The sequence below is a fragment of the Marinospirillum sp. genome (genome assembly GCF_014859565.1).
In genome coordinates this window covers 1-23,963 of the sequence record NZ_JACUUA010000039.1, presented here as the reverse complement: position 1 = coordinate 23,963, position 23,963 = coordinate 1, and the positions used below count along the sequence as shown (strand labels likewise).

Sequence of the window (23,963 nt, the reverse complement as noted above, 5' to 3'; positions counted from 1 at the left end):
GTCAAACAGCGGTTCGGAGAGGCTGATTCACAGCCTCATGAATAATGCGGGGTCATCATGTTTTTGATGTGTCGCTGCAACCAGCAAGCCACTACACCCTTTATCTGCGCGTGGTTTCCGAAGGTACACTCAGCGCACCGGTTACGCTCTGGCAGCAGGATCAGCTCAGTTATTCACTGCTCAGTGCCTATTACGGCTTGTTGGTAGCACTGCTGGTTTATAACCTTTTTCTCTTTTTGTCCCTGCGTGATCCGCTGTACCTCACTTATGTGGCCTTCATCAGTACACTGGCGGTGGGGCAGGCCGGGCTGGCCGGTTTTTCCGGACAGTTTCTCTGGCCGGATAATGCCTATTTAACCAACCTTTCGCCGACCGGTGGTGTCTCTCTGGCTGGCTTTTTTGGTGCCCTTTTTGTGCAGGGTTTTCTGGGCAGTACACCACGGCGTTTGCGCTTGGGCTGGTTGATGCCGCTGATCAGTGGGGGTTATGCGCTGGTTTTTCTGACCGCCTTGTTCTGGTCTTATTATCTGGCTGCCGTGGCGGTTAACCTGCTTTCTCTGGTGTTTGTGCTGGCTGCTTTATTGATGGGGGCGGTGAGCCTGTATCACCGGCAACCCGGTGCGCGTTATTTTGTACTGGCCTGGGTGGCGTTGTTAACCGGTGTGCTGGTGATTTCCCTGCATAACCTGGGTGTGTTGCCTTCCAATTTTCTGACCTCCAATGCCTTGCTGATCGGGTCTGCATTGGAGATGTTGTTGCTGGCACTGGCACTGGCGGATCGTATCAACGGGATTCAAAAAGCCAGGGATGAAGCTCAGGCGCAAGCGATCCGGCTGCGACAGGAAATGGTGGAAGCACTGGAGGAAAAGGAGCGCTACCTGGAAATGCGAGTGGTGGAAAGAACCGAAGCGCTGGAGCAAGCCAATCAAGAGCTGCAGAAGAACCATCAGCTGATGGAGCATCAGGCTCATCATGATGCCCTGACTGGGCTGGCTAACCGTAAACGACTGAACCAGAGCTTTAAAAAGGTTCAGCAGCAAGCCGATCTTCAGAACACTGGTTTTACTGTGGTTGTGGCTGATCTGGATAAATTCAAACAGATTAATGATACCTGGGGGCATCAGGCTGGTGATGAAGTTCTGATGACTCTGGCACAGCGGCTGCAGGTTTGTATGATTCCTGGTGGCACTCTGGCTCGTGTGGGGGGTGATGAGTTTGTTATTTTACTGCCGGATACCCAGAATCATCAGGCCGCCGAAAATTTTTGCCAGCAAGTATTCGACAAGGTGTTGCAGCCGGTTCTTTTAAGCCAGGGTACAACAATCAACCCCGGCATCAGTCTGGGTTATGCCATTTATCCGATAGATGCAACCGACATGGATCAGCTTTTGAACCTTGCGGATCAGGCGATGTATCAAAACAAGCAGGAGCGCGCTCAGGAATGCTGAAAGTAACCGGGCACTTGAGACTTGTTTTTTTTGTTTTGTAATGCTGGTATCTATAGTCAGAAACAGGAAGAAGTCTGGAGTCTGTATTTGACTGGGAGGGGCAAATGAACAAAGTCTGGATGTTTGAAGTGCTGGATTATCATAAACGTTTGATTCCCCTTTCAACCTTGCCCTTGCTGTTACTTTTGATTGTTGGTGTGACCCTGCTGGTTTATACCACTGGTGGCATCAAGTATGTCTACTCCCATTCCATGTATGTTCCCATTGTGTTGTCTGGTCTGATTTTTGGCTGGAAAGGCGGTCTGCTGGCCGGGATGTTGGGCGGATTGGCATTGGGTCCCATGATGCCGATTGATGTGGCAGCCAATGAGATGCAGGCAACTAAAAACTGGCTTTATCGAACAGGGTTTTTCACCTTGATCGGTTTTCTCAGTGGTCTGGTCAGTGATGGGGCGAGATCTTATATCCATTACCTGAAGTGGTTGTCTGAGCAGGACTCAGAAAGTGGCCTGCCCAATCGACTGGCGTTGTTTCGACGCCTGACAGAGTTGTCCCACGAGAAAAAGAATGGTGATGTGCTGTTTCTGGTGGTGATTTCTTTTGAAAACGGCGTTGAGCTGAAGTCTTCCTTTGGTTATGGCGTTATTGTAGAAGCCGTGATTCAGATGGATAAAAAACTGAGGCGACGCCTGCAGGCTCAGGAAGTGTACCGAACCGGTACCGAGCAGCTGACCCTATTAATTAAAGAGGATGAGCGAAAATTAAACGCTGTCCTTTACGGTCTTGCAGAAGATCTGAATGAACCCTTCCAGTATAAAAATATTTATGTTCACCTGGATACCCGGATGGGCTGTGTGGAGTTGAATGAACTGGATGAAAGCTCGGAAACCTATCTCCAGCGTGCCGAAGCAGCTCTGGTTGTTGCTCAGGAGAAGGTACAGGACAGCGTGATTTATTCACCGGACATTCTTTCTGCTGCCCGTGAAAATGTGACCCTGCTGGGTGAGTTGAAAAGTGCACTCAGCTCGGGGCAGGTTTCCATGCATTATCAGCCAAAAATCCATATTCCCAGCAGTGAGGTTCATAGTGTTGAAGCCCTGATGCGTTGGAATCATCCCACCCGAGGCAATATCCCGCCGGGAGCCTTTATTCCCCGTGCTGAGCAGAGCACCCTGATTAATCGGATTACCGAATTTGCTCTGGATCAGGCCATGCAGCAACAGCTGGCCTGGCAAGCGGCAGGTATCCACCTGCCCATTGCGGTTAATGTTTCCACCCGCAACCTGTTGCAACCGGGTTTTTCCGACAAGGTACGGGAAATGCTGGATCACTATGGGTTAAAAGGTGAAACGTTGGAACTGGAAGTCACCGAAGGTGCCTTGATGCTGGACATGCAGCGCACGCTGGATGAACTGATGCGGCTGGATGATCTTAAAATCATAATATCGATTGATGACTTTGGAACCGGATATTCTTCATTGCAATACCTGCATCGCCTGCCCATTTCCCTGCTCAAGATCGACCAATGCTTTGTGCGTCGCCTTCCAGGGGATGCAGGCGCGGCTCATATTCTGGAGGCTGCCATTACCCTGGCGCATAAAATGGGCATTCAGGCGATAGCCGAAGGTGTGGAAACCCTGGAAGTCTACGACTTTCTGTCTGGTCTGGGGTGTGACCTGGCACAGGGTTATCTGATGTCCAAACCCTTGCCTGCCGACGAATATACTCGTTGGTACCAGCAATGTAATGGACGTTACGCCTGCTGGGGTGGCCTGTAACTCATACAGGTTACCCCCCTGAGTGTTAACCGTTAGGTTTCTGCTTTCCTCTGATCAGGCCCTCTATCATTTCCAGCGGCAGCGGAAAAACAACGGTAGAGGTGTTGCCGGTGCTCATGTCGGACAGGGTCTGCAGATATCGCAACTGCATGGCGCCGGGTTCACTGGCCATGATCCCAGCCGCTTCTACAAGTTTCTTCGAGGCCTGGAGTTCACCTTCCGCATGAATCACCTTGGCTCGTCTTTCCCGTTCAGCTTCGGCCTGACGGGCGATAGCACGGATCATGCTCTCGTTGAGGTCAACATGTTTGATTTCAACGTTGGCAACCTTCACACCCCATTCTTCGGTCTGGGTATCCAGAATCTCCTGAATATCTGCATTAAGTTTGTCGCGCTCGGAGAGCATTTCATCCAGATCGTGTTTACCGAGCACAGACCTCAGTGTGGTTTGTGCCAGTTGACTGGTGGCTTCGCCGTAATTCTCAACACGGATAATGGCACGTTCGGGGTCGACTACCCGGAAGTAGAGGACAGCATTAACGTGCACAGTGACGTTGTCTTTTGAGATCACATCCTGACTGGGAACATCCAGTGCAACCACACGCAGATCAACGCGTACCAGTTGTTGCAAACCGGGAATAATAAGGATCAAACCAGGGCCTTTGACACCCTGGAAGCGTCCGAGAAAGAAGACCACACCGCGCTGGTACTCCGGCAGAATACGAATTGCGGATGCAAGTATGATCAGCAGAAAAACGATTGGGGTGACGTATGAGAGCCAATCAATGTTCATGATGTATCTCCTTTAGTCTTCAAGAGTGTGGGTGTTCAATTGCAGATACATGAGCGGTCAGGCCTTTGATGTGTTCGACCTGCACTGCCTGACCTTGTTGTATGGGGGTTGCAGACAGGGCATTCCATCGCTCACCACTGATATGGATGTGCCCTTCGAACTCGCTGTCCTCGGTGGGATGAAAATCTTCAACGGCCAGTGCAGGAGCATCTTTCATGGTGTCAAGACCGCTGACAGAAGGGTTTCGGCGCAGGGTAATAAAACGTGTCAACGCCCACAGCAGGAAGCTGCCAGCAATAACAGCAATACCCCCGATGGTGGGAATGGAAATGGCCTGGTGGGAGCCATCCATCAGGATAATGGAACCGGCCACAAAAGCGATGATCCCGCCTATACCCAGTATGCCAAAACTGGGCAAGAAGGCTTCACTGACGATCAATATCAGTCCGAACAGAATCAGTGCCAGTCCGGCATAGTTGACACTGAGAATCTGGAAAGCAAACAGCGCCAACAGCAGGCAGATGGCACCAATCACGCCGGGGAAAAGACTGCCGGGGCTGGATAACTCAAAAATGATGCCGTAAAAACCGATAATCATCAGAAAATAGGCAACGTTGGGATTGGTAATAACACCCAGCAATCGGGTACGCCAGTTGGGTTCAACCCGGGTCAGTGTCATATTGGCGGTGCTGAGCGTGTGTTCACCTGTGGACATGGTGACAGTGCGGCCATTTATTTGTTGTAGCAGGTCGCTGATGTCTGTGGCGACCACATCTATGACATTTTTCTCCAGTGCCTCATGTGCACCCAGATTCACCGCTTCACGCACTGCCCGTTCGGCCCAGTCCGCATTACGACCGTGACGCTCGGCAAGACCATGAATGTAGGCCACGGAGTCTTCCAGCACCTTGCGTTCCATGGCAGTGTTGCCACTTTCTGGCTCGTTATCCTCATCACTCACACCGGGCAGACCGCCCATTTGCACCGGTGTAGCTGAGCCAAGGTTGGTGGCTGGTGCCATGGCGGCGATGTGGCTGCCATACATGATAAAGGTGCCTGCACTGGCAGCACGGGAACCGGAAGGGCTTACGTAGGTGGCAACAGGCACATCAGAGTGGAGTATTTCCTTGATGATTTGTCGCATGGACTCCATCAGGCCACCGGGTGTGTCCATCTGAATGACAACAATACCCATTTTTTCATCTGCGGCGCGTTGCAGACCCCGAATCAGGTAGTCCATGGTGGCTGGACCAATGGCTCCATCCACAGTCAGGATCAGACCCTGATTTGATGCTGGAGTGGTTGTGTTCTGTGCCAGTGCATTTATGGTGAGGTTACTTATGGCTAATAACAGGCCGAGCAGGAAAAGCCCGAACCAGAGCCTGGTCAGAGTGGTTCGGGTCGGGAATCGATAGTTACGAGCCTTCATCGACGAGTGCCCCTCTTCACTGCTTTACATTACATTTACAGGTTAGCAGAGGCTAAAGAGTTTATCTGCACAACAAATCATCCAGAGTTGATGATATCAGGATCGGTTAAGAGATCAGCCCGCTATGGTAATACCAGCGGCCTTTTTGTTTGATAAAGCCAGACTGTTCTTCCAGGCACTCCAAACCGCGGGGTGTGGTGTACCAGGCTTTAAAGTGAACCTGTCCTCGGGTGCCTTGCTGGCTGGATGATAAAACCTCCAGCTGTTGCCAGTCGGGGTTGTCAGTGAGGTTCAGTGTTTTTGGGCGGGTATCCGGGTGCCAGGTGTCTTGCAGATAATCTGCCCGCTGCAGTACATAGGCAGCATAACGGGATCGCATCAGCTGTTCCGGGGTGCGGGCGACTTCGCCCTGGTGCAGGGGTTGGCAACATTGCTGGTAGTTTTTGCCGCTGCCACAGGGGCAGGGTTTGGCGGGGTTATTCATCAATTGTGGCTCCATGTTGATTGTGGGCGATTGTATCATCCAGCACTAATCCCGCGGATGGAATGTTTCTTGCTGCTTGTTGGGTAATCCCTTGTTAACAGGAGTTTTGCCTGATGGTTCACCTTGTCTTTTTTGAAAAACCCGGCTGCATCAACAATACCCGTCAGAAGCAGTTGTTGCAGGCCTCCGGTCATGAAGTAGTGGCCTGTAATCTGTTGACTGAACCCTGGACAGTGGAGCGTTTGAGGCTGTTTTTTGGTGATCTGCCGTTGTTGCAGTGGTTCAACCCGGCTGCACCGCGTATCAAGCAGGGCGAAGTGGTACCGGATAAATTGACCGAAAGTGAGGCGCTGTTACTGATGCAGCAAGATCCTTTGTTGATCCGGCGTCCTTTGATGCAAGCTGCGGGTGGTTATATGGCCGGTTTTGATCCTGATAAGGTGCGTGCCTGGATCGGGCTGGATCAGCCGGAAGATGACACGGATTTGCAGGCTTGTCCGAATTCTCACAAATAGTTCTGATACAAAAAAATTAACGGAATACTCTGTTCATTTTATTGTATGGAATAGTCATTCCGCATTCATTAAATCCCTGAGACAATACCTGAACATCAGGTAACGGGACTTTATGTATGCTCAAGGTGATTCCGGTTGATCAGATTCAGGTGGGAATGTTTATTTCCGAGCAGAATGCGGAATGGATTCCTGAACAGAACCGCACCAAATCCGGCCTGATTCTGCGGGCAGAAACCATCGGCAAAATCCGCCAGCGGGGCATAGATTTTGTCACCATTGATACTGATCGTGGTATTGATGTGTCGGACTTGCCCAGTCAATCATCTGCATTCAACCGGGATGAAATCGGGCAGCGTAATTTTCGCCAGCAGGAGCAATCCGGCGTGGCTTCCCCGTCTGTTTCCCTTGAAGATGAACGCACCCGTGCCGAGCGCATTCATTCCCAGGCGCTGGGGTTACTGGATGATGTGATGGATCGGGTGCGTGAAGGTGCCCACATCGATGTGGCGGAAGTGGAATCGGTAGCAGAAGGGCTGGTGGATTCAGTGTTTCGTAACGAAAACGCCCTGGCCTGTTTATCCCGCATTCGTAACAAGGATGCCTACCTGATGGAGCATTCCCTGAATGTGGGCGTGCTGCTGAGTATTCTTGCCAAATCCATGGGGTTTGATGTGGGCACCATTCGCAAGCTGGCGGTGGGTGGCATGTTGCATGATATCGGTAAGGTGCAGGTGCCAGATGAAGTCTTACACAAACCCGGCAAGTTAGAGGCCGAGGAGTGGGAAGAAATGAAACGCCATGTGACTTATGGTGAGGCCTATCTGCAGCAGATTGCTGTGGACTCCACCGTACGTAACATCTGTGCCCATCACCATGAGCGCCTCGACAGCAGCGGTTATCCGCGTGGATTGGGGGGTGATGCCATCAGCCTGTACGGGCGTATGTCAGCGGTGTGTGATGTGTATGATGCCATTACTGCAGACCGTTGTTATCACCAGGGTATGGCTCCTACAGTGGCTATGAAGCGGCTGGTGGAGTGGAGTGATGACCATCTGGATCGCAAGCTGGTGTACCAGTTTATTCGTGCCATGAGTATTTATCCGGTGGGTACACTGGTGCAGTTAAAAAATGATCATCTGGGCATTGTGGTGGAGCCGAATAAAGTGCAGCAGGCCAAACCCAGGGTGCGGGTGATTTATGACTTAAAATATCGCAATTACTTGCCGGTGGAGGATGTGGATCTGGCTTCTGCCGATGACAATTACAGCATTGTGCGGGCGCTTGAGCCGTCCAGGCTGGATATCAATGTCAAGATTATGGATTTTATCTGATTTTTGGCTACTGCCGGATCAATAAATACCCGCTTCCAGCCCGGCTGCTACGGACAGCCCCAGTTCTTCAGCTTGTTGCAGAAAATCCTCCTGCCACTCACCTTTAAACGTCAGTGGTTTCTGTATCCACTTCCAGCGCAGCCCAGTAATGATGCTTTCTACCGCTCGGCGAGTGCCGGTGCCATCCAGTCCAGCCCGGATAAAAAGTGCGCAGGGCAACCCCTGCTTTTTTTCCAGCAGCGGGTAATAACAGCGATCAAAAAAGTCTTTTAATGCACCACTCATGTAACCCAGGTTTTCGGTGGTGCCCAGGATAATGGCATCTGCCTGCAGTACATCATCTGGCTGGGTTTGCAGTGGCGGAATCCAGCGGGTGCTGACTCCTTCAATATCCGGGTGTTGAGCACCTTTCAGCAGCGCATCCACCAGTTTTTGTGTGTTGGGTGACGGTGCATGAGCCACAATCAGTAACTGTTTGGCAGTCATATCCAGTCCTCTGTGTCAGGGTTACAGGCAGCGTACACAGTTACGTCCAGCACATTTGGCTTCATAAAGCGCTCGATCTGCCCGGTCAATCACGCTGGCCGGGTCGGTGTCTGCAGTGCTGATGGATGTGAGTCCAATACTGACAGATACCCGCAGCTCTTTGCCATCGTAGTGGGTGACATGCCGATACAACAGTTGACAGATTTCTTCTGCTCGGCTTTTGCCTTCCTTGATTGTTTGCAGCGGTGATAACAGTGCAAACTCTTCACCACCCAAACGTCCGATCTGTTCCCCTTCTTTCAGATCAGCCTGCAGGATTTCAGCAAAATCCATCAGCACACGGTCACCACACAGGTGGCCGTGTTCGTCATTGATGCTTTTGAAATGATCCAGATCCATCATCATCAGTACACCCTTGTGCGGGTGTTGCATTGCCAGTGTGGTGCTAAGGTGTTCCATAAAGGTACGGCGGTTGGGCAGATTGGTCAGGCTATCCCGCGAGGCACGTTCTTCCAGCTCTAACTGTGCTTGTTTACGATCAGAGATATCCTGTTTTACCGCAATGTAGTTAACAGTACGCCCCAGCTTGTTCAACACCGGTGTGATGGTCATTTGTTCATAATATAAATGACCTTTACGATGCCGGTTAACCAGTTCACCTGTCCAGTGTTCTCCACGGTTCAAGCGTCGCCACATCTGCTGGTAAAAGGCTTTGGACTGTTGGCCGGATCGGGTGGTGTCGGCGGGGGTTTTGCCCCTGGTGTCTTTTAGGGCGTAGCCGGTCAGGCGCTCGTAAGCAGAGTTGGCCCAGATGATGCGGGTTTCCTTGTCGGTGATGACAATCGCATCCGCGCAGGCTTCCAGTGCGGTGGCCATGAGTTTGTTGGAATGAAAAGCACGGGCATCGACCCGCAGAATACTCCAGACCAGTCCACTGATCATCACCAGCAGGAATGTCAGTGTGGCACCGTAACCCCAGGCTTCTCGCCGGAAGATGGTCTGGATGTCGTCCAGATAAATACCACTGCCGAGTACCCAGCCCCAGGGTTCATAAAGCTCAATGTAGGAGAGTTTTTCCACCGGTTCATCACCACCGGGTTTAGGCCAGTGGTAGTGCACATAACCTGAGCCTGTTTGCCGGGCGGTGCGCACAAAGGTACGGAATATCGGCTGACCGTGACTGTCGTGGTAATCCAGCTGCAGTTCACCTTCCAGGTTTGGGAAGATCGGATGCACCAGAATGCGGGTCTCCAGATCATTAATCCAGAAATAACCTGAGTGTTCATAACGCAGATTACGGATGGCATTCATGGCCTGAAGTTGTGCTTCCGCTTCGGTCAGTTGTCCGGTTTCGGTTTGTTTGCGGTAGTGTTCCAGCAGGGTAAGATTGTTCTCTACCAGATGGCGGATATGATCTCTGCGATCATCCAGCAGGCTTTGGTGCAGTGTGAATAACGCGTGTGCAACCAGCAGCAGGCTGGCAATAACCACGGAAAGGTAGATCAACAATAACTTGTAATTGAAGCCCAGCTGAAACCTGTTGGGATGCACGCCAGACTCCTTGGTTGCTTAAAACTTTACCTGCAGTATGGCCGTAAAGTTTACAGAGTTAAACTGGCTTTACAAAGTGATACATTGGTCTGGGGTATGTCAGGCGTGAGGTGCCGGAGGCAAGGGTGTTTCTGCACCCCGAACAGGTTGTTGATACTGACTGATGCCAATGCCGGTAAAAATGACCAGCACCGCCAACCACTGTTGCAGGTTGATGGTGTCTTTTAACACCAGCAAGGCAACCAGCAGTGCAAATACTGGAATCAGGTTGATATAGGCACCGGTTACGGTGGCAGACAAGCGGCTGAGAGCGATGTTGTAAAGACCATAAGCTCCCAGACTGACCACCACACCCAGGTAAACAATCCCCCAGATGACCTGTGGTTCCACCTGTTCTGGCAGCGGTTGACTGAGCGCCAGTGGTAGAAAGAACACCGCACCCACAAAGGTTTGAAAAGCAGTCAGGAATACTGGGTTATAACGGCTGGTGAGTTTTTTGACCAGCAGGGTATAACCCACGGCGGACATCATTGCCAGCACTTCCAGAAAGTTGCCCAGTGCCGGGTTGGGGGCGCTGCTGGATACCTCACTGTAGGCAGACATCCAAATCACACCAGCAACCGCCAGCATGAAGCCGAACCACTGGCGTTTTTTGATCTGTTCTTTCAGGAATAACCAGGCACCAGCGGCAATCATCAGTGGCAGGATGCTGGTAATCAATCCGGCTTGGCTGGCACTGGTGTATTTGAGTGCCAAGCCTTCAAATAGAAAATACAGGCAAGGCTCAAAAGCAGCCATCAGCAGTAGCCACTTCCAGTCACCCTTTTGGTAGTTCACACCACGCAGCCACCAGCGCACAAAAAACAGCAACAGCACACTGCCGGCCAGCATACGAAAAAACATCACTTGCATGGCGGGCATCACATCAATGGTGATTTTCAGCAGAGTAAAAGAGCTGCCCCAGATCACCATGGCCAGCAGCAGGGCAAGATGGGCTTGCAGCGGAGAGATACGGATGTTCAAGTCGGACGCTCGGATCAAACAGTGGGTGGCCGATTATACTCCAGCAATCTGACCGGGAGGTTAAAAATTAAAGGCAAGGATTAAAAACCGAAGTTAGAAGTTTACAGGTGACTGGGGTAGTATATTTATTAAATATTTCATGGTTATAACGAGCATTTTTATGATTACTTTATTCAGATCCGCTGGGGTGATTACTGGCCTGTTGTTTGCCTTGTTGCTAAGCAGTGGATCAAGCGCTGCACAGACTCTGAATGCACGGGAGATTCTGGCACGCATGGAAGCCACCATGCGGGGTGATGCCAGTTATTTTGAGATGTCCATGAGTATTGTGCGTCCACGTTATAGCCGCGAGGTGCAGTTAAAAAGCTGGTCAATGGGTGATGATTTTTCGCTGACACTGATCACTGCTCCGGCCAGAGATCAGGGAACGGTGTTTCTCAAGCGGGAGCGGGAAATCTGGAATTATGTGCCCAATATTGATCGCACCATCAAGATGCCACCTTCGATGATGTCCCAGTCCTGGATGGGTTCTGATTTCACCAATGATGATCTGGTGCGCGAAAGCTCGGTGATTGATGATTATGAACATCAAATACTGCGTGAAGAAATTTATGAGGGTCACAAAGTCTGGGTGCTGGAGCTGACTCCAAAGCCGGACACGGCCATTGTCTGGGGGCGGGTGCGTATGTGGATCAGCCAGCAGCATTATTTGCAGTTACGCATTGAAAACGATGACCAGTCGAATCAGCTTGCCAATACGATGGAGCTCAGTGATATCCAGCCGATGGGTGGGCGTCTATTGCCGACCCTGATGAAGATGACACCGGCAGACAAGCCAGATCACCACACCCTGATGCGTTATCTCACCGTAGAGTTCGATCCACCACTGGATGCATCCTTCTTTACCCGCCAGAACATGCAGCGAGTGCGTTGATGTTTTATCTTTCGCTGGCATGGCGCAACTTGTGGCGTAATCATCGCCGCACCCTGATCACTGTCAGTTCGGTCAGTTCGGTCAGTTTTGCAGTGTTGTTGTCGCTGTTTGTGGGTTCGCTGAATCGTGGTGTCCATAACCAGATGATTGACAATATGGCGCGGTTTCACACGGGTTTTATGCAGCTGCAGGATTGGCACTATAAGGATGAAGCCTCGCTGGATAACAGTCTGGCTTTTACTGCAGATCTGCAGGCACAACTGCAACAACAGCTACCACAAGACAGTTTTCTGGTACCCCGTCTGGAAACCTTCATGCTGGCCGGGGGTGAACAACAGGTGCGCGGGGCCTTGGTGCTGGGTGTGGATGCGGCGGCTGAACAACAACTGAACGGCCTGCAGCAGCGACTGGTCGCCGGTGAGTTTTTTCAGCCGGGTGATGGACGAGTCGTGTTGAGTGAAGGTCTGGCGCGCCGGTTACAGCTGTCTGCAGGGGATGAGCTGGTATTGCTGGGGCAGGGGCGTTACAGCATGACCGCATCGGGTTTGTTTGAGGTGGCCGGTCTGATTCGCCATCCGTTACGAGAGCTGGATAACCAGCTGGTGTATCTATCGTTGCCGGATGCCCAGTACCTCTTGTCTGCTGAGGGGCAGCTGACCTCTTTGCTGATTACCCCGGCTGAAGTGAGCCTGATTGATCCGCTGGCACAAGTTCTGCGTGCTCAGCTGGATGTTTCACTCTATCGGGTGGAAACCTGGCGGGAGTTGTTACCGGAATTACTGGAAGCAATACGCTTTGATAATGCTCAGCAGGTTTTTATGCTCGGTATTTTATATATGGTGATCGGTTTTGGGTTGTTTGGCACAGTGCTGATGATGACACTGGAGCGTAATCGTGAATTTGGTGTGCTCTTGTCATTGGGAATGCAGCGCTGGCAGCTGGGTCTGGTGTTGTTTCTGGAGACCCTGCTGATCTGCCTGCTGGGTGTGGTGGGCGGCTTTCTGCTGGGTGTGCCGCTGATTTACTGGTTTTATTTTAATCCGATCCCTCTGTCGGGTGATATGGCCGATTTGGTGGAGGAATTTGGTATGGGGCTGGAACCGATGCTTAGTTTTTCTGCCGAGTTGGATATTTTTTACACTCAGGGGTTGGTGATTTTTATGCTGGCCTTGTTGATTGGCCTTTATCCGCTGTTACGAGTGATGCGGCTGGATATTCTGGCTGCATCCCGGAGTTAATTTGATGTTGATACTGCTGCAATTGGCCTGGCGTAATATCTGGCGTAGCCCTGCCCGCAGTGGTGTATTACTGGCTGCAATACTACTGGGGTTATGGGCGGGAATCCTGCTGGTGGCCATGACCAACGGTATGCTGGTGCAGCGTTTTGAAAAACTGATTGAGCGAGAGATTTCTCACCTGCAACTGCATCATCCGCAGTTTCTGGTGGAGCGAGAAAACTGGATGACGCTGCCGGAACCTCAGAAACTCTTGTATTACCTGCAACAGCAGTCAGGGATTCAGGCTTTTGCCCCCCGCACCCTGGTGGATGGCATGATCCAATCTCCGGTGACCAGTGCCGGTGTTCAGCTACGCGGAGTGGAGCCAGAAGCCGAGCAGCAGACCAGCCGCCTGCAAGAGAGCCTGACTGAGGGGCAGTATCTTGATACCACCCTGCATAATCCATTATTGATGGGTCAGGCCTTGAGTGAAAAGCTTAAGGTTGGAGTGGGTAACCGGGTGGTGCTGACTTTTCAGGATGCTGAACAAGAGCTGGTTTCAGCCGCTTTTAATATTGTTGGGGTGTTTGAAGCCCTGTCCACCGGGTTGGAGGAGCGGCAGGTATTTGTACCCCGCTCGGTGTTGAATACCTATTTGTCTGATCAGCTGTTGTTGCATGAGGTGGCCGTAGTGATGCAGCAACAGGATCAGGCGACACTTCTGGCCGAGGAGCTGAACCGGCTATTTGAAGGGCAACAAGCACAAACCTGGTTTGAACTGTCACCAGAGCTAAGATACATCAGTGATATGGGCAGCCTGATGACCTGGATAGTGATGGGAATTATCCTGCTGGCGCTGGCTTTTGGTTTGCTGAATACCTTGCTGATGGCAACGTTTGAGCGTACCCGGGAACTGGGTATGTTGCTGGCGATTGGTATGAACAAACGACGGATTTTTATACTGATCACCCTGGAGTCCCTGCTGCTGACACTAACAGGTGCTTTTCTGGCGGTGCTGCTGGGCTTGTTAAGCATCCACTGGCTGGGGCGGGAAGGTATTAATCTGGAAGCTATTGGTGGTGCCGCAATGGCAGAGTTTGGTTATGACTCACTGGTGGTGCCGGTGATCAGTCTGCAGGAGCTAACCGGTATTGCATTGCTGGTAGTGCTGACAGCGCTGCTGGCTGCCCTTTATCCCGCTTATAAAGCCCTGCAGCTGAAACCGGCGGAAGCAGTACGCAGCTAAAGCTGATTTTTATGAGGTAGTCAGATGGCAATCATCACCACGCGGGGATTAACCCGGATCTACAATCCAAAAACGGTGCCGGTTTATGCACTGCGGAATGTTGAGTTGAGTATTGAAGAAGGTGAGTTCACCAGTCTGGTCGGACCTTCCGGCTCCGGTAAAACCACCCTGCTGAATCTTCTGGGTGGGCTGGATACACCCACCAGTGGTGAGGTGGTGGTCGATGGTGTGTCCCTGGCTCAGATGGGTGACAGTGAGCTGATTGACTTTCGTTTGCAGCATATCGGTTTTATTTTTCAGGCTTATAACCTGATTCCGGTTTTTACTGCGGCAGAGAATGTGGCCTTTATCCTGTTGCTGCAAAAACGCCCGTGTCAGGAAATTGATCAACGGGTACAAGAGTTATTAACCGAGGTGGGGTTGGGGGATCGACTGAATGCACGCCCGAAAGAGCTGTCCGGTGGTCAGCAACAGCGGGTTGCAGTGGCAAGGGCACTGGCATCCCGACCGCGTTTTATTCTGGCGGATGAACCCACCGCCAACCTGGACAGCCAGTCGGCGATGAAACTGCTGGATATCATGGAAAAGATGAATAGGGAGCATCGCATGACCTTTATTTTTTCCACCCATGACCAGCGGGTGATCAACCGGGCGAGAAGGGTGATCCGTCTGGTGGATGGTGCCGTTGAAAGTGATCAGATTCAGCAGCCGGAGCCACACCTGGCATGAAACAGCGGCTGTGTCTGTTATTGCTGCTGGTGTGCTGGCAGGGTGGGGCTATTCAGGCGGAAAACCTGGAGATGGGTGGTTATTGGCAGGTGATGCCGGTGTGTCTGCAGCTGGACGATCCGCAGACCGGTGAACAACAGGGCTGGTGGGATTACCGGGCGCAGAATCGACTGAATCTGCGCTGGTATGCCAGCGAAACAGTGAATGTTACCTGGCAAATGCGAACTCGGTATTTTGCCGGTGATCTGGTGCAAAAAATGCCGGGTTACATCAGCAGCCTCAGTGAAGACCCCGGTTATTTTAATCTTTCAGCCAGTCTGGTGGAAACCGATCAGCAGCTGCTGCACTACAACACGGATCGGTTGTTTGTGGAGTGGCAGCAGCCCGACTGGAATCTGCGTGCAGGTCGGCAGCGTATCAACTGGGGTGTGAACCTGATCAGCAACCCCAACGATCTGTTTAATATTTATTCGGTGTATGCCTTTGATTATCCAGAACGACCCGGCAGTGATGCGTTGCGTCTGCAGCACTCACTGGGAGCCACTGGTCACTGGGAGTTGGCTGCCAGTCGTTCGGCTGATCCGGATTCATCCGTGCTGGCCGGTTTGATCACCTTTAACTGGCAGACAGCAGATATACAGCTGATAGCCGGACGTTATCGTGAGCGTTTTGCACTGGGCGGCGGCTGGGCCAGTAATCTGGGTGAAGCCGGTTTTAAAGGAGAAGCCATGTGGTTCCGGGATCGGGCAGCGGATGCTGGTGGTGATTATCCTCATTCCGGTGTGATGGCTGTTTCACTGGATTACATGTTCAGCAATGGATTGTTTGCTGTGCTGGAGCTGCTCTGGAATGAACAGGCTAGCCAGCAGCAGCAACAGGCTTTTCAGCCCAGTGCCGACAACCCTTCCCTTACCCGCTGGCAGCTTGCCAGTCAGCTGGCTTACAGCGTCAACCCTTTGCTGGATGTAAGCCTTACCAGTCTGGTATATCTGGATGAGCAGGCCATGTTTCTGGCACCCGCGCTGCGTTTTTCCCTTTTACCGGATCTGGACTGGAATACCCAGGCGCAGTTTCAGTTACCCGGTGGCAGATCCGACCTTCAGCAAGCAGGCAGTTTGCTGGCGACTTCGATACAATGGAATTTTTAATCAGGAACTTCCCGAATGGCTCAACGTTCCAGCGTGGTGAAAGCCCAGCTGCAGATTGCCGATATGGATCGGCATTATTATCAGGATCACAGCCTGACTTTGGCACAGCATCCATCCGAAACTGAACAGCGCCTGATGGTGCGTTTGCTGGCTTTTGCACTCAATGCCTCTGAGCAATTGCAGTTTTCCAGCAACCTGAGTGATGAAGGGGAGCCGGAGCTGAGTGAAAAAAACCTGCACGGGGGTATTGAACTCTGGGTAGCCTTTGGGCAGCCGGATGAAAAATGGCTGCGTAAAGCCTGTCAGCGCGCTGAGCGGGTCAAGCTGTATGCTTATGGTGGTCGGGCAGTACCCATCTGGTTACAGCAGAATGCCAAGGAATTAAAGCGGTTTGATAACCTGGAACTCTGGGAAGTCCCGGAGCAGGATGCTCAGGCACTGGCTGGTTTATGTGGCCGCTCCATGCAGCTGCAGTGCACCATCAACGAAGGCCAGATCTGGTTGTCGGATGGTGGCACCAGTGTGCAGGTGGAACTGAATCGCCTTAGTGTTGTTTGAACTGATCAGCAAAACGACGACTGATTTGCAGGGGTTTTTGGATACCACGCAGTGTGACTAACCACTGCCCGGTGAGGCTGCGAGTGATTTTTTCGATGGCAGATAACTGGATTAGGCTGCTGCGATGGATGCGTCGGAACTGATCCGGGTTCAGTTGTTGTTCCAGCTGTTTTAATGAGGTGCGGATCAAGTAATCACCGTCTGTGGTGATAATCCGGGTGTACTTGTCTTCGGCCTGAAACACCAGCACTCGATCAATATCAATGACATGGATGTCTTCACCTTTTAAGGCATTTAACCATTTTAATGGGGATCGTGTGGCTGTTGTGGTCAGTGTGGTGCCTGACAGGTTGTTATCCATCGGGTGCAGTAGTTGTTGCAGTTGTTGCAGATCCACCAGTTGTGGCCGGGTTTGTTGCAGTTGCTGTTGTAGGCGGTTGATACATTTTAACAGGCGTTTTTCGTCCACTGGTTTTAACAGATAGTCCATGGCTTCCCGTTCAAAGGCTTCCAGCGCGTACTGGTCGTAGGCGGTCAGGAACACCACTCGGCAGTTAGCTGTTAGCCCTGCCTGTTGCATTTTGGCAGCCACCTCCAGTCCATTCAGCCCCGGCATACGTATGTCCAGAAACACCACCTGCGGGCGTAATTCTTGTATCAAAGTCCAAGCTTCATCACCATTGGCGGCACTGATGATTTCATCCAGCTCCGGCCACAGGTCTTCCAGTTGTTTTTGCAGATGGTAACGCAGTACCGGTTCATCATCGGCCAGCAGACAGGTGAGTTTCATGATGGTTGCTCCTCGGTCGCAGGCTGGGTTGTTTGTGGTAGGAGCAGGGTGATCCGGCTACCGCCTTTAACCGGCAGGGTGATGTCCAATCGTGCCTGATCGCCGTAAAACAGCAGCAGGCGCTGGCGCAGGGTGTTTAACCCCAATCCCTGATCTGCTGTTGATGGTTGTTGATCGGCTTGAAAACCCTGTCCTGAATCCTCCAGAGTGATAGTGATGCCCTGATCAAATGCTTCAACAGATAGGATCAGGTGACCACCTTCAGGTTTTGGCTCCAGCCCGTGGCGTATGGCATTTTCTACCAGCGGTTGCAGCAGCAGGGGTGGCAGTGCCCATTTTAACAAGGCAACCGGGCATTCAATTTGCCACTGTAGGCGTTCTCCCATACGAATCTGCTGAATATTCAGGTAAGCACGGATCAACTCCAGTTCTTGTTCCAAGTTGCTGGTTTCTGAACGCACCTGTGAGAGGTTGGCTCGCAACAGGGCAGTCAGGGATTGCAACATCTGGCGGGCGGCATCCGGCCTTGAATCTATCAGTGCCTGAACATTGGCTAAGGTGTTAAACAGGAAGTGAGGTTCCAGTTGGCTTTGCAGGATGCGTAACTGGCTTTGTAGCAGGTTTTTTTCTTTTTCAGCTTGTTCGGTGCGTAGTTGCTGATTCTGATAATGCATGTAGAAAAAAGAGCAGACCGTCAGGCTAAACGCTGTACCAATCAGAAAGTTAGCCAGCAACTGGCCGGGTTCCTCCAGCAGCGCAGCAGGGAAGGGTTCACCGTGAATTTCCCACATGGTAATCCAGGTACCGAATACCAGCCCGAACAATAAAGAGGCTCCACCCGTCAGCCAGCCAGGCTGATCAGGCCAGTAGCGCATGGATAGGTTAGACAACAGAGTAATACTGATGCCGTAAGCCAGTGAAATACGAATACCCTGACCATAATCCAGTGGACTTAGTTGACCGAGTAGCAGGCCAATCAGCAGACAAGACAAGCTGGTAAAGGTGAGGTTCTGCAATACCTCTCGCCACAGGGGTTGGGTGCAGGGGAGCATTCGGCTTTGGGTCATGGGTGTTTTCTCTCGGGCTTCAGCGTTGTAGCTGGCCGCCGGTGGTGAATATCAGTCGTAACAGCAGTTGTTGATCTAGGTCGACCACTCCTATTGGGCCACGGGAAGTATTAAAATACCCCGCCAGCTCTAGATAAGCTGGATCACTCAGTTGATAACCTAGAGCCAGTTCCAGTTGATAGATGGCTTGGGGGCGATCCACCCACACCAGTCCGGCAGTCAGAGTCCAGTCATCCGGTGTCCACTGGCTACGCAGCAGCATTTGGTCGGTTGCTGCATTCAGGTATTCTGCACGCACTTCCAAATGCTTGGCACCGCTCCAGTTGATTCCGACCAGGGTTTGCCAGGCATCTGTTTCTACATCCTGCCAGCTGCTGGATAGATAAACACCAACAGCATCTGTCAGGGTCATCGCTAGGCCAGCTCCTGCACGTGTGTGGCTGTCCTGCCCAATCAACCACTGCCACTCTGCTGCTCCTGCAAATCCCTGCATACGCAACAGGCAGAGGGATTGCCAGTCTTCCCGTGAATCTTCCGCCGCTTCAATCCAAGCGCAGCCACTTTGAAGCAGAGTCATACCTGCATAGTACTCAGCCAGCAGCAAGGGATCCGCCTGATGCCGAGTTTCACGCCGTCCGTCGGTTGGCCCGAGCCAGTTCAATGGCATTGCCAGAAAACCATAATCCCAGTGCAGGGTTTTGGCTCCGAAGGTCATTTCCAAGGGTTGTTCGCCCATTGGTAGAGTGAACTCATGATAAAGCTCATCCACCTGCAGCTGCCAGTTGCTGTCCGAGTCTTTTGCATCCTGTTGCAGACGAACATCCGTGAACCATCCCTGACTGCCGAAGCTGCCTCGCAAGTAAGCATCCCATTGACGTGCAGCAGGCTGCTCCAGTTCCGGCTGGTTAATCTCTCCCCAGCGGGAATGGCTGGCTTGCAGCTCACTTTCGATTCGCCAGTTCAGGGTGGATGATGCCGGACTGGCTGCCGCCAGTTGCAGGGGCAGCAGCACCAGAACACCAGACAGGATTCGCAGCAGACTCATGACACCTCCATTCAGAGTGAATGCCACCGATACCGGTGACCTGAATGGAGTGTTGTGCAAGTCGGTTGTTGAGGCAGGCTGATGTGACAAGCGGTGTCAGGGTGGAATAAGTGGTCAGAATCAACCGAATTTCAGTTCCCAGTGTTCGTGGGTCTCCATTTTTCCGAAACTGAGGGTGGTTTCTTCTCCCACTTTTCTGAATCCCTGCTGTTGATAAAGGTTGCGTGCTGCATTCAGTCTGGCATTGGTCCACAGGCGCATTTGCCAGTAACCAAGCTTGCGCGCGGTTTCCACGCATTCGGTCACCAGTCGTTTACCCAACCCGGTACCACGAACATTCGGTTCCAGATAAAGCATACGGAGCCTTGCAGTGATCGGATCTTCCTGAGTCAGAAAAATACAGCCGACATTGTGACCATCCTGTTCGGCAATCCAGCAGCGTTCCCAGCTGGGTTTGAGTTGCTGGATGAAGTCAGCCGTCAGACGGGCGACCAGGGCTTCAAATTCCTCATTCCAGCCGAACTCACGGGCGTAATACATGCCGTGACGCCAGACCACCCAACCCATGTCGCCCGGTTGGTGTGACCGCAACAGGATGGGTGCCTGAAAGGCTTGTTCTGTTCCGGTTGTTTTATGCAGCAATTGTTCCACGCGCTGCATGGAGTGGGTCAGTTGTATTCTTTGTTCGTCATCCAGTGGCTGCAGCAGATGGGTGACGGCCTGATTGGAAAGTTCCTGAAGTTCATCTAGCAGTTTTTTCCCGGCGGGTGTGAGTTGCAGGAACTTACGGCGGGCATCATGGCGGGATGTGCTTCGTTCCAACAGTTCCTCGTCATCCAGTCGCCGGATCATGCGACTCAGGTAACCGGCATCCAGTTTCAGGCGTTGGCAGAGTGTGGCGGCGGTCTGTTCCTGATCTTGCCCCAATTCATAGAGTACCCGCACTTCAGTCAGTGAGTAGGCGCTGCCGAGTAAGCCTTCATCCAGCATGCCCAGTATGCCGGTGTAAAAACGATTGAAGCGGCGCACACCTTCAACTTGGTGTTGCAGGGAATGGGTATTCATGCTGGATGCCCTCTGCTCATCAGTAGTTGACTGATTTAATCATAATGGTTGACTTGGTCAAGTATATTCTCGGTGCCGTTCATCCGTAAATAGCACCACTGGTCACTTGCCTGATACACAGCCCGGAAGTGGTTCTTATGCTGCTGATGAAATAAACGCAGAGGAACCGGAGCATGAAAACGCAAAAGAGAGTGGAGGATTTGCCATGAACCTGATTGAGTTGAGTGGCCTGAAAAAATCCTATCGGCTGGGACAGGTGATACAACCTGTGTTGCAGGATGTGGATTTGACCCTGCAGGCCGGTGAAATGACCGGACTGGTGGGGCCGTCTGGCAGTGGTAAAAGTACTTTGCTGAACATCTGCGGACTGATTGATGCGCCGGATGCCGGTGAGTATCGCTGGCAGGGGCAGGTGGTGGATTTCAGTCATCGTGGCAAGCTGACGGAGCAGCGTCGCCAGGCCATCGGTTTTGTATTCCAGACCTTTAACCTGATTCCGGTGATGAGTGCTGCGGACAATGTGGCTTATCCGCTGTGGTTGCGTGGTGATTCGGCAACCCGCATTCGTCAGCAGGTGCAGGAAGCCTTGCAGGCGGTGGGTGTGGCTGAGTTTGCCGATAAACGTCCGGATGCCTTGTCTGGTGGTCAACGCCAGCGGGTGGCACTGGCGCGTGCATTGGTGAAACGTCCGCAGTTGCTGGTGGCTGATGAACCTACCGCCAGTTTGGATGAAAACACCGCGCTGACGGTGGCACAGCTGATGAAAAGTCTGGGGCAGGAGTATGGCTGTGCGCTGGTGATTGCCACCCATGATGATCGCCTGAAACCTTGGTGTGACCGGATTTATCACCTGCATCAGGGGTGTCTGCAAGCAGGAGGTGTGTCATGAAATGGTTGCTGCTGGCGTGGAAAAACCTTGGGCGCAATCGCCGTCGCACTCTAGCCACGCTGTTGCTGACGGCGGTGGCGGTGCTGGGCATGATGACGCTGAGTGGTTTTGCGCTTTACACCTATGAGTCTCTGAAAGAATCCAGTATGCGTCAGGAGGGGCAGGTGATCCTCAGTCATCCTGAGTATTTTCAGCGCGAGGAAAATCTTACCCTTGAGTTGGGGTTGGCCGATGTACAGACCTTACAGGCAGACTTGCAGAGGGATGCTGGTATTCGACGCACCGTGGCACGTATTAACTTTGAAGGCCTGATCAGTAATGGTGAAAAGTCCACCATTTTTATGGGACAAGGGGTGGAGCCAGAGGTGTTTCAGCTGCAGGGATCTCAAATGCAATTACAGCAAGGGAGTTTGTTGAGTCTGCAGCAGAACCCTGAAGCATTTCCGGAAGTGTTGCTGGGCAAACGCCTTGCCGAGTCACTGAATGCGGTGCCGGGTACCGGCCTGACCCTGCTGGGTACAACAGCAGAAGGTGTGCTGAATGCGCTGGATGTGGATGTGCGCGGCATCGTCAGCACCGGCATTCCAGAGCTGGATGCCAGGTTGGTGCTGGTGCATCTGGACAGCGCCCAGCAATTGCTGGTGACCGATAAGGTCAGCCAGCTGGGAGTGTATCTGCAGGACTTTTCGGAGGATCAATGGTATTTCCAAGAGCTGCAGCAGCGTTATCCAGCGCTGGGTGTTACCTCATGGGAAGATCGTGCTGTGTTTTACCAGAGTGTACGCAATCTCTATAACCGCATCTTTGGTGTGATGAGTGTGATTCTGCTGGTGATGGTAGTGTTTGCCATCTTCAATACGGCGTCCATGAGTGTGATGGAGCGCACCCGTGAGATAGGAACACTGGCGGCCATGGGTACACGGCAGCGCGAGATTCTGGGGCTGTTTGTGCTGGAGGCTGGATTGATCGGCCTGCTGGGTAGCCTGCTGGGTTTGTTGCTGGCCGGAGCACTCAGCTTTTCCCTTTATCAGGGTGAGGTAATGATGCCGCCACCCCCCGGTCAGACAGAAGGTTATCCGCTGTACATCTACTGGTCAGCACAGCTGGCATTGCTCAGCAGCCTGAGTGTGACACTGCTGGCGGTTGTATCCAGTGCTCTGGCAACCTTTCGAGGTGTTCGCAAACCGGTTGTGGAGGCACTGAATCATGTCTGAACAGAAAAGAATACGCACATTCATGGCCGGTTTGCTGCTGGTCGGGTTGCTGGGAATGATTCCCTTGGTTGGTGCTGCGACTGATCCACTGCAGATTATGGATGAGCTGCGTCTGGGTGGAGAAACAGGTGATTTCCGGGTGATGACCGAAATCAGTCTGTACAAGCAGGGTAATCTGGACAGTCAGCGCTTTTATGAAGTGTATGTAGGCAGTGATCGGCGTTCCTTGGTGCTGTTTCGCAGCAGTGCCGAGGCAGGTCAGAAGATGTTGATGCTGGATGACCAGTATTGGTTGTTCCTGCCATCCAGTCGCCGCCCGCTGCGAATCACACCCATGCAAAAACTGCTGGGCGAGGCATCCAGCGGGGATATTTCATCACTGCGCTGGCAGGATGATTATACCGTTACCTTCAGTGAGCGGATCGGTGAAACCCTCCACCTGCAGCTGGAGGCTGGGCGCAAAGGTGTGACCTATGCACGGGTTGAGCTGCAAGTGGATGCCAGCAGTTTGCATCCGCAGACCGCGGCGTTTTACCTACAATCTGGGCGACTGGCAAAAGAAGCAGAATTTGAATTGGATCAGGTGGATGGTCGTAAGGCGCTGGCAGGCATGAAACTGGTGGATCGTATCCAGAAAGACCAGTACACCCTGATCCGTTATCTGTCTTCTGAGTCAGTGGAAATACCGGATCGCTGGTTTAATCCGGCCTTTCTGGTGCGGGAAACATCAATGTGACCAAAATGCGCGACAAGCCCCGTACTTTTAGTGCGGGGAAGGATAGCGCGGCATCGGCAGATGCCTTGGGTTGTGAGTTGCACTGGCTGCTGATAAATTAAGCTGGATGAAAGTACAGGCAAAACACACCAAGACCTTAAAAGTTCGTGTTCGAGACAAGCACCGCCCTTTGCTGAACCAAATGGCAAGATCGGTCAACTTTGTTTGGAACTATATCAACGAACTCAGTCACCGTTCTATCAAGGAGCGCGGTGTGTTTTTGTCTGCCTACGATCTTCAGAAGTACACCCAAGGCGCTCATAAAGAAATCGGGCTGCATAGCCATACGGTTCAGAAGGTTGGTGCGGAGTACGCCACCCGCCGCAAGCAGTTCAAAAAGAATCGCTTGAACTGGCGCAAATCAGGCGGTGTGCACCGTTCACTCGGCTGGATCCCAATCAATACAGGCATGGCGAAGTGGAAAAACGGGCAGGTTTATTACAACGGC

Annotated in this window: 23 protein-coding genes and 1 pseudogene; 14 read left to right on the top strand and 10 right to left on the bottom strand. The window is 52.2% G+C overall.

Annotation, left to right across the window (positions count from 1 at the left end):
* The first annotated feature begins 44 nt into the window (after positions 1-44).
* Positions 45-1,448, top strand: coding sequence for a diguanylate cyclase (locus tag IBX50_RS07480; RefSeq protein ID WP_292254663.1), 1,404 nt, complete (start codon positions 45-47; stop codon positions 1,446-1,448).
* A 104-nt stretch (positions 1,449-1,552) separates the two neighbouring features.
* The gene (locus IBX50_RS07475) at positions 1,553-3,226 is read left to right on the top strand and encodes a bifunctional diguanylate cyclase/phosphodiesterase (protein WP_292254662.1); all 1,674 of its coding nucleotides are present in this window, start codon (positions 1,553-1,555) and stop codon (positions 3,224-3,226) included.
* Positions 3,227-3,251: 25 nt separating this feature from the next.
* Here IBX50_RS07475 and IBX50_RS07470 read toward each other — a convergent pair whose 3' ends face one another.
* From IBX50_RS07470 to IBX50_RS07460, 3 genes are all read right to left on the bottom strand, one after another.
* Entirely contained in the window at positions 3,252-4,019 is a 768-nt protein-coding gene (locus tag IBX50_RS07470; protein WP_292254661.1) for a slipin family protein, read from the bottom strand.
* A gap of 19 nt (positions 4,020-4,038) precedes the next feature.
* On the bottom strand, positions 4,039-5,448 hold the full coding sequence (locus tag IBX50_RS07465) for a nodulation protein NfeD (protein ID WP_292254660.1): 1,410 nt from the start codon (positions 5,446-5,448) through the stop codon (positions 4,039-4,041).
* Between the two features lie 106 nt (positions 5,449-5,554).
* A complete protein-coding gene (locus tag IBX50_RS07460) occupies positions 5,555-5,932 on the bottom strand; it encodes a YchJ family metal-binding protein (protein ID WP_292254658.1) in 378 nt (125 codons plus the stop codon).
* 113 nt (positions 5,933-6,045) lie between these two features.
* Here IBX50_RS07460 and IBX50_RS07455 point away from each other — a divergent pair, with 113 nt between their 5' ends.
* Together IBX50_RS07455 and IBX50_RS07450 are read left to right on the top strand one after the other, a co-directional pair.
* The gene (locus IBX50_RS07455; RefSeq protein ID WP_292254656.1) at positions 6,046-6,447 is read left to right on the top strand and encodes an ArsC/Spx/MgsR family protein; all 402 of its coding nucleotides are present in this window, start codon (positions 6,046-6,048) and stop codon (positions 6,445-6,447) included.
* A 116-nt stretch (positions 6,448-6,563) separates the two neighbouring features.
* Positions 6,564-7,778 (top strand): HD-GYP domain-containing protein, encoded by a 1,215-nt coding sequence (locus IBX50_RS07450; protein WP_292254655.1) that lies wholly within the window; start codon positions 6,564-6,566, stop codon positions 7,776-7,778.
* 18 nt (positions 7,779-7,796) lie between these two features.
* Here the strand turns inward: IBX50_RS07450 and IBX50_RS07445 are convergent, their stop codons facing one another.
* The 3 genes from IBX50_RS07445 to IBX50_RS07435 form a co-directional block, all read right to left on the bottom strand.
* Positions 7,797-8,264 (bottom strand): NAD(P)H-dependent oxidoreductase, encoded by a 468-nt coding sequence (locus IBX50_RS07445; RefSeq protein WP_292254654.1) that lies wholly within the window; start codon positions 8,262-8,264, stop codon positions 7,797-7,799.
* A 21-nt stretch (positions 8,265-8,285) separates the two neighbouring features.
* Entirely contained in the window at positions 8,286-9,815 is a 1,530-nt protein-coding gene (locus IBX50_RS07440; RefSeq protein ID WP_292254653.1) for a cache domain-containing protein, read from the bottom strand.
* A 99-nt stretch (positions 9,816-9,914) separates the two neighbouring features.
* Complete coding sequence (locus IBX50_RS07435) at positions 9,915-10,838, bottom strand: DMT family transporter (RefSeq protein ID WP_292254652.1); 924 nt, start codon at positions 10,836-10,838, stop codon at positions 9,915-9,917.
* A 160-nt stretch (positions 10,839-10,998) separates the two neighbouring features.
* Here IBX50_RS07435 and IBX50_RS07430 point away from each other — a divergent pair, with 160 nt between their 5' ends.
* Genes IBX50_RS07430 through IBX50_RS07405 form a run of 6 tightly spaced genes read left to right on the top strand, consistent with a single transcriptional unit; the run spans position 10,999 to position 16,670 of the window.
* On the top strand, positions 10,999-11,772 hold the full coding sequence (locus IBX50_RS07430; RefSeq protein WP_292254651.1) for an outer membrane lipoprotein-sorting protein: 774 nt from the start codon (positions 10,999-11,001) through the stop codon (positions 11,770-11,772).
* Positions 11,772-13,010: an FtsX-like permease family protein gene (locus IBX50_RS07425; protein WP_292254650.1), complete on the top strand. Its 1,239-nt coding sequence runs from the start codon at positions 11,772-11,774 to the stop codon at positions 13,008-13,010. Before IBX50_RS07430 ends, IBX50_RS07425 begins: the two co-directional genes overlap by 1 nt.
* Positions 13,011-13,014: 4 nt before the next feature.
* A complete protein-coding gene (locus IBX50_RS07420; protein WP_292254648.1) occupies positions 13,015-14,235 on the top strand; it encodes an FtsX-like permease family protein in 1,221 nt (406 codons plus the stop codon).
* A gap of 24 nt (positions 14,236-14,259) precedes the next feature.
* Positions 14,260-14,964 (top strand): ABC transporter ATP-binding protein, encoded by a 705-nt coding sequence (locus tag IBX50_RS07415; protein ID WP_292254646.1) that lies wholly within the window; start codon positions 14,260-14,262, stop codon positions 14,962-14,964.
* Positions 14,961-16,112, top strand: coding sequence for a hypothetical protein (locus tag IBX50_RS07410; RefSeq protein ID WP_292254644.1), 1,152 nt, complete (start codon positions 14,961-14,963; stop codon positions 16,110-16,112). The genes IBX50_RS07415 and IBX50_RS07410 overlap by 4 nt, the downstream gene beginning before the upstream one ends.
* 15 nt (positions 16,113-16,127) lie before the next feature.
* The gene (locus IBX50_RS07405; RefSeq protein WP_292254643.1) at positions 16,128-16,670 is read left to right on the top strand and encodes a YaeQ family protein; all 543 of its coding nucleotides are present in this window, start codon (positions 16,128-16,130) and stop codon (positions 16,668-16,670) included.
* On the opposite strand, the gene IBX50_RS07400 is transcribed toward IBX50_RS07405, so the two are convergent.
* The 4 genes from IBX50_RS07400 to IBX50_RS07385 form a co-directional block, all read right to left on the bottom strand.
* A complete protein-coding gene (locus tag IBX50_RS07400; protein ID WP_292254642.1) occupies positions 16,657-17,460 on the bottom strand; it encodes a LytTR family DNA-binding domain-containing protein in 804 nt (267 codons plus the stop codon). The two genes, IBX50_RS07405 and IBX50_RS07400, sit on opposite strands and share 14 nt — an antisense overlap.
* Positions 17,457-18,527 carry a histidine kinase gene (locus IBX50_RS07395; protein WP_292254640.1) on the bottom strand — a complete coding sequence of 357 codons (1,071 nt, stop codon included), beginning with the start codon at positions 18,525-18,527 and terminating at the stop codon, positions 17,457-17,459. The genes IBX50_RS07400 and IBX50_RS07395 overlap by 4 nt, the downstream gene beginning before the upstream one ends.
* Positions 18,528-18,546: 19 nt before the next feature.
* On the bottom strand, positions 18,547-19,572 hold the full coding sequence (locus IBX50_RS07390) for a hypothetical protein (protein ID WP_292254639.1): 1,026 nt from the start codon (positions 19,570-19,572) through the stop codon (positions 18,547-18,549).
* Positions 19,573-19,692: 120 nt separating this feature from the next.
* Positions 19,693-20,637 carry a bifunctional helix-turn-helix transcriptional regulator/GNAT family N-acetyltransferase gene (locus IBX50_RS07385; RefSeq protein ID WP_292254638.1) on the bottom strand — a complete coding sequence of 315 codons (945 nt, stop codon included), beginning with the start codon at positions 20,635-20,637 and terminating at the stop codon, positions 19,693-19,695.
* Between the two features lie 205 nt (positions 20,638-20,842).
* Here IBX50_RS07385 and IBX50_RS07380 point away from each other — a divergent pair, with 205 nt between their 5' ends.
* The 4 genes and pseudogenes from IBX50_RS07380 to IBX50_RS07365 all read left to right on the top strand — a co-directional run.
* Positions 20,843-21,526, top strand: a complete 684-nt coding sequence (locus IBX50_RS07380) for an ABC transporter ATP-binding protein (RefSeq protein WP_292254637.1) — start codon at positions 20,843-20,845, stop codon at positions 21,524-21,526.
* Complete coding sequence (locus tag IBX50_RS07375) at positions 21,523-22,740, top strand: FtsX-like permease family protein (RefSeq protein WP_292254635.1); 1,218 nt, start codon at positions 21,523-21,525, stop codon at positions 22,738-22,740. Before IBX50_RS07380 ends, IBX50_RS07375 begins: the two co-directional genes overlap by 4 nt.
* Positions 22,733-23,476, top strand: a complete 744-nt coding sequence (locus IBX50_RS07370) for an outer membrane lipoprotein-sorting protein (protein WP_292254633.1) — start codon at positions 22,733-22,735, stop codon at positions 23,474-23,476. The genes IBX50_RS07375 and IBX50_RS07370 overlap by 8 nt, the downstream gene beginning before the upstream one ends.
* Before the next feature lie 106 nt (positions 23,477-23,582).
* Positions 23,583-23,963 (top strand): annotated as a pseudogene (locus IBX50_RS07365) (RNA-guided endonuclease TnpB family protein); the annotation flags it as partial.

What these genes read in the sequence shown, in the direction of transcription:
- IBX50_RS07480 (WP_292254663.1), top strand. Translation starts at nt 45, where the DNA reads ATGCGGGGTCATCATGTTTTTGATGTGTCGCTGCAACCAGCAAGCCAC.
- IBX50_RS07475 (WP_292254662.1), top strand. Translation starts at nt 1,553, where the DNA reads ATGAACAAAGTCTGGATGTTTGAAGTGCTGGATTATCATAAACGTTTG.
- IBX50_RS07470 (WP_292254661.1), bottom strand. Translation starts at nt 4,019, where the DNA reads ATGAACATTGATTGGCTCTCATACGTCACCCCAATCGTTTTTCTGCTG.
- IBX50_RS07465 (WP_292254660.1), bottom strand. Translation starts at nt 5,448, where the DNA reads ATGAAGGCTCGTAACTATCGATTCCCGACCCGAACCACTCTGACCAGG.
- IBX50_RS07460 (WP_292254658.1), bottom strand. Translation starts at nt 5,932, where the DNA reads ATGAATAACCCCGCCAAACCCTGCCCCTGTGGCAGCGGCAAAAACTAC.
- IBX50_RS07455 (WP_292254656.1), top strand. Translation starts at nt 6,046, where the DNA reads ATGGTTCACCTTGTCTTTTTTGAAAAACCCGGCTGCATCAACAATACC.
- IBX50_RS07450 (WP_292254655.1), top strand. Translation starts at nt 6,564, where the DNA reads ATGCTCAAGGTGATTCCGGTTGATCAGATTCAGGTGGGAATGTTTATT.
- IBX50_RS07445 (WP_292254654.1), bottom strand. Translation starts at nt 8,264, where the DNA reads ATGACTGCCAAACAGTTACTGATTGTGGCTCATGCACCGTCACCCAAC.
- IBX50_RS07430 (WP_292254651.1), top strand. Translation starts at nt 10,999, where the DNA reads ATGATTACTTTATTCAGATCCGCTGGGGTGATTACTGGCCTGTTGTTT.
- IBX50_RS07425 (WP_292254650.1), top strand. Translation starts at nt 11,772, where the DNA reads ATGTTTTATCTTTCGCTGGCATGGCGCAACTTGTGGCGTAATCATCGC.
- IBX50_RS07420 (WP_292254648.1), top strand. Translation starts at nt 13,015, where the DNA reads ATGTTGATACTGCTGCAATTGGCCTGGCGTAATATCTGGCGTAGCCCT.
- IBX50_RS07415 (WP_292254646.1), top strand. Translation starts at nt 14,260, where the DNA reads ATGGCAATCATCACCACGCGGGGATTAACCCGGATCTACAATCCAAAA.
- IBX50_RS07410 (WP_292254644.1), top strand. Translation starts at nt 14,961, where the DNA reads ATGAAACAGCGGCTGTGTCTGTTATTGCTGCTGGTGTGCTGGCAGGGT.
- IBX50_RS07405 (WP_292254643.1), top strand. Translation starts at nt 16,128, where the DNA reads ATGGCTCAACGTTCCAGCGTGGTGAAAGCCCAGCTGCAGATTGCCGAT.
- IBX50_RS07400 (WP_292254642.1), bottom strand. Translation starts at nt 17,460, where the DNA reads ATGAAACTCACCTGTCTGCTGGCCGATGATGAACCGGTACTGCGTTAC.
- IBX50_RS07395 (WP_292254640.1), bottom strand. Translation starts at nt 18,527, where the DNA reads ATGACCCAAAGCCGAATGCTCCCCTGCACCCAACCCCTGTGGCGAGAG.
- IBX50_RS07390 (WP_292254639.1), bottom strand. Translation starts at nt 19,572, where the DNA reads ATGAGTCTGCTGCGAATCCTGTCTGGTGTTCTGGTGCTGCTGCCCCTG.
- IBX50_RS07385 (WP_292254638.1), bottom strand. Translation starts at nt 20,637, where the DNA reads ATGAATACCCATTCCCTGCAACACCAAGTTGAAGGTGTGCGCCGCTTC.
- IBX50_RS07380 (WP_292254637.1), top strand. Translation starts at nt 20,843, where the DNA reads ATGAACCTGATTGAGTTGAGTGGCCTGAAAAAATCCTATCGGCTGGGA.
- IBX50_RS07375 (WP_292254635.1), top strand. Translation starts at nt 21,523, where the DNA reads ATGAAATGGTTGCTGCTGGCGTGGAAAAACCTTGGGCGCAATCGCCGT.
- IBX50_RS07370 (WP_292254633.1), top strand. Translation starts at nt 22,733, where the DNA reads ATGTCTGAACAGAAAAGAATACGCACATTCATGGCCGGTTTGCTGCTG.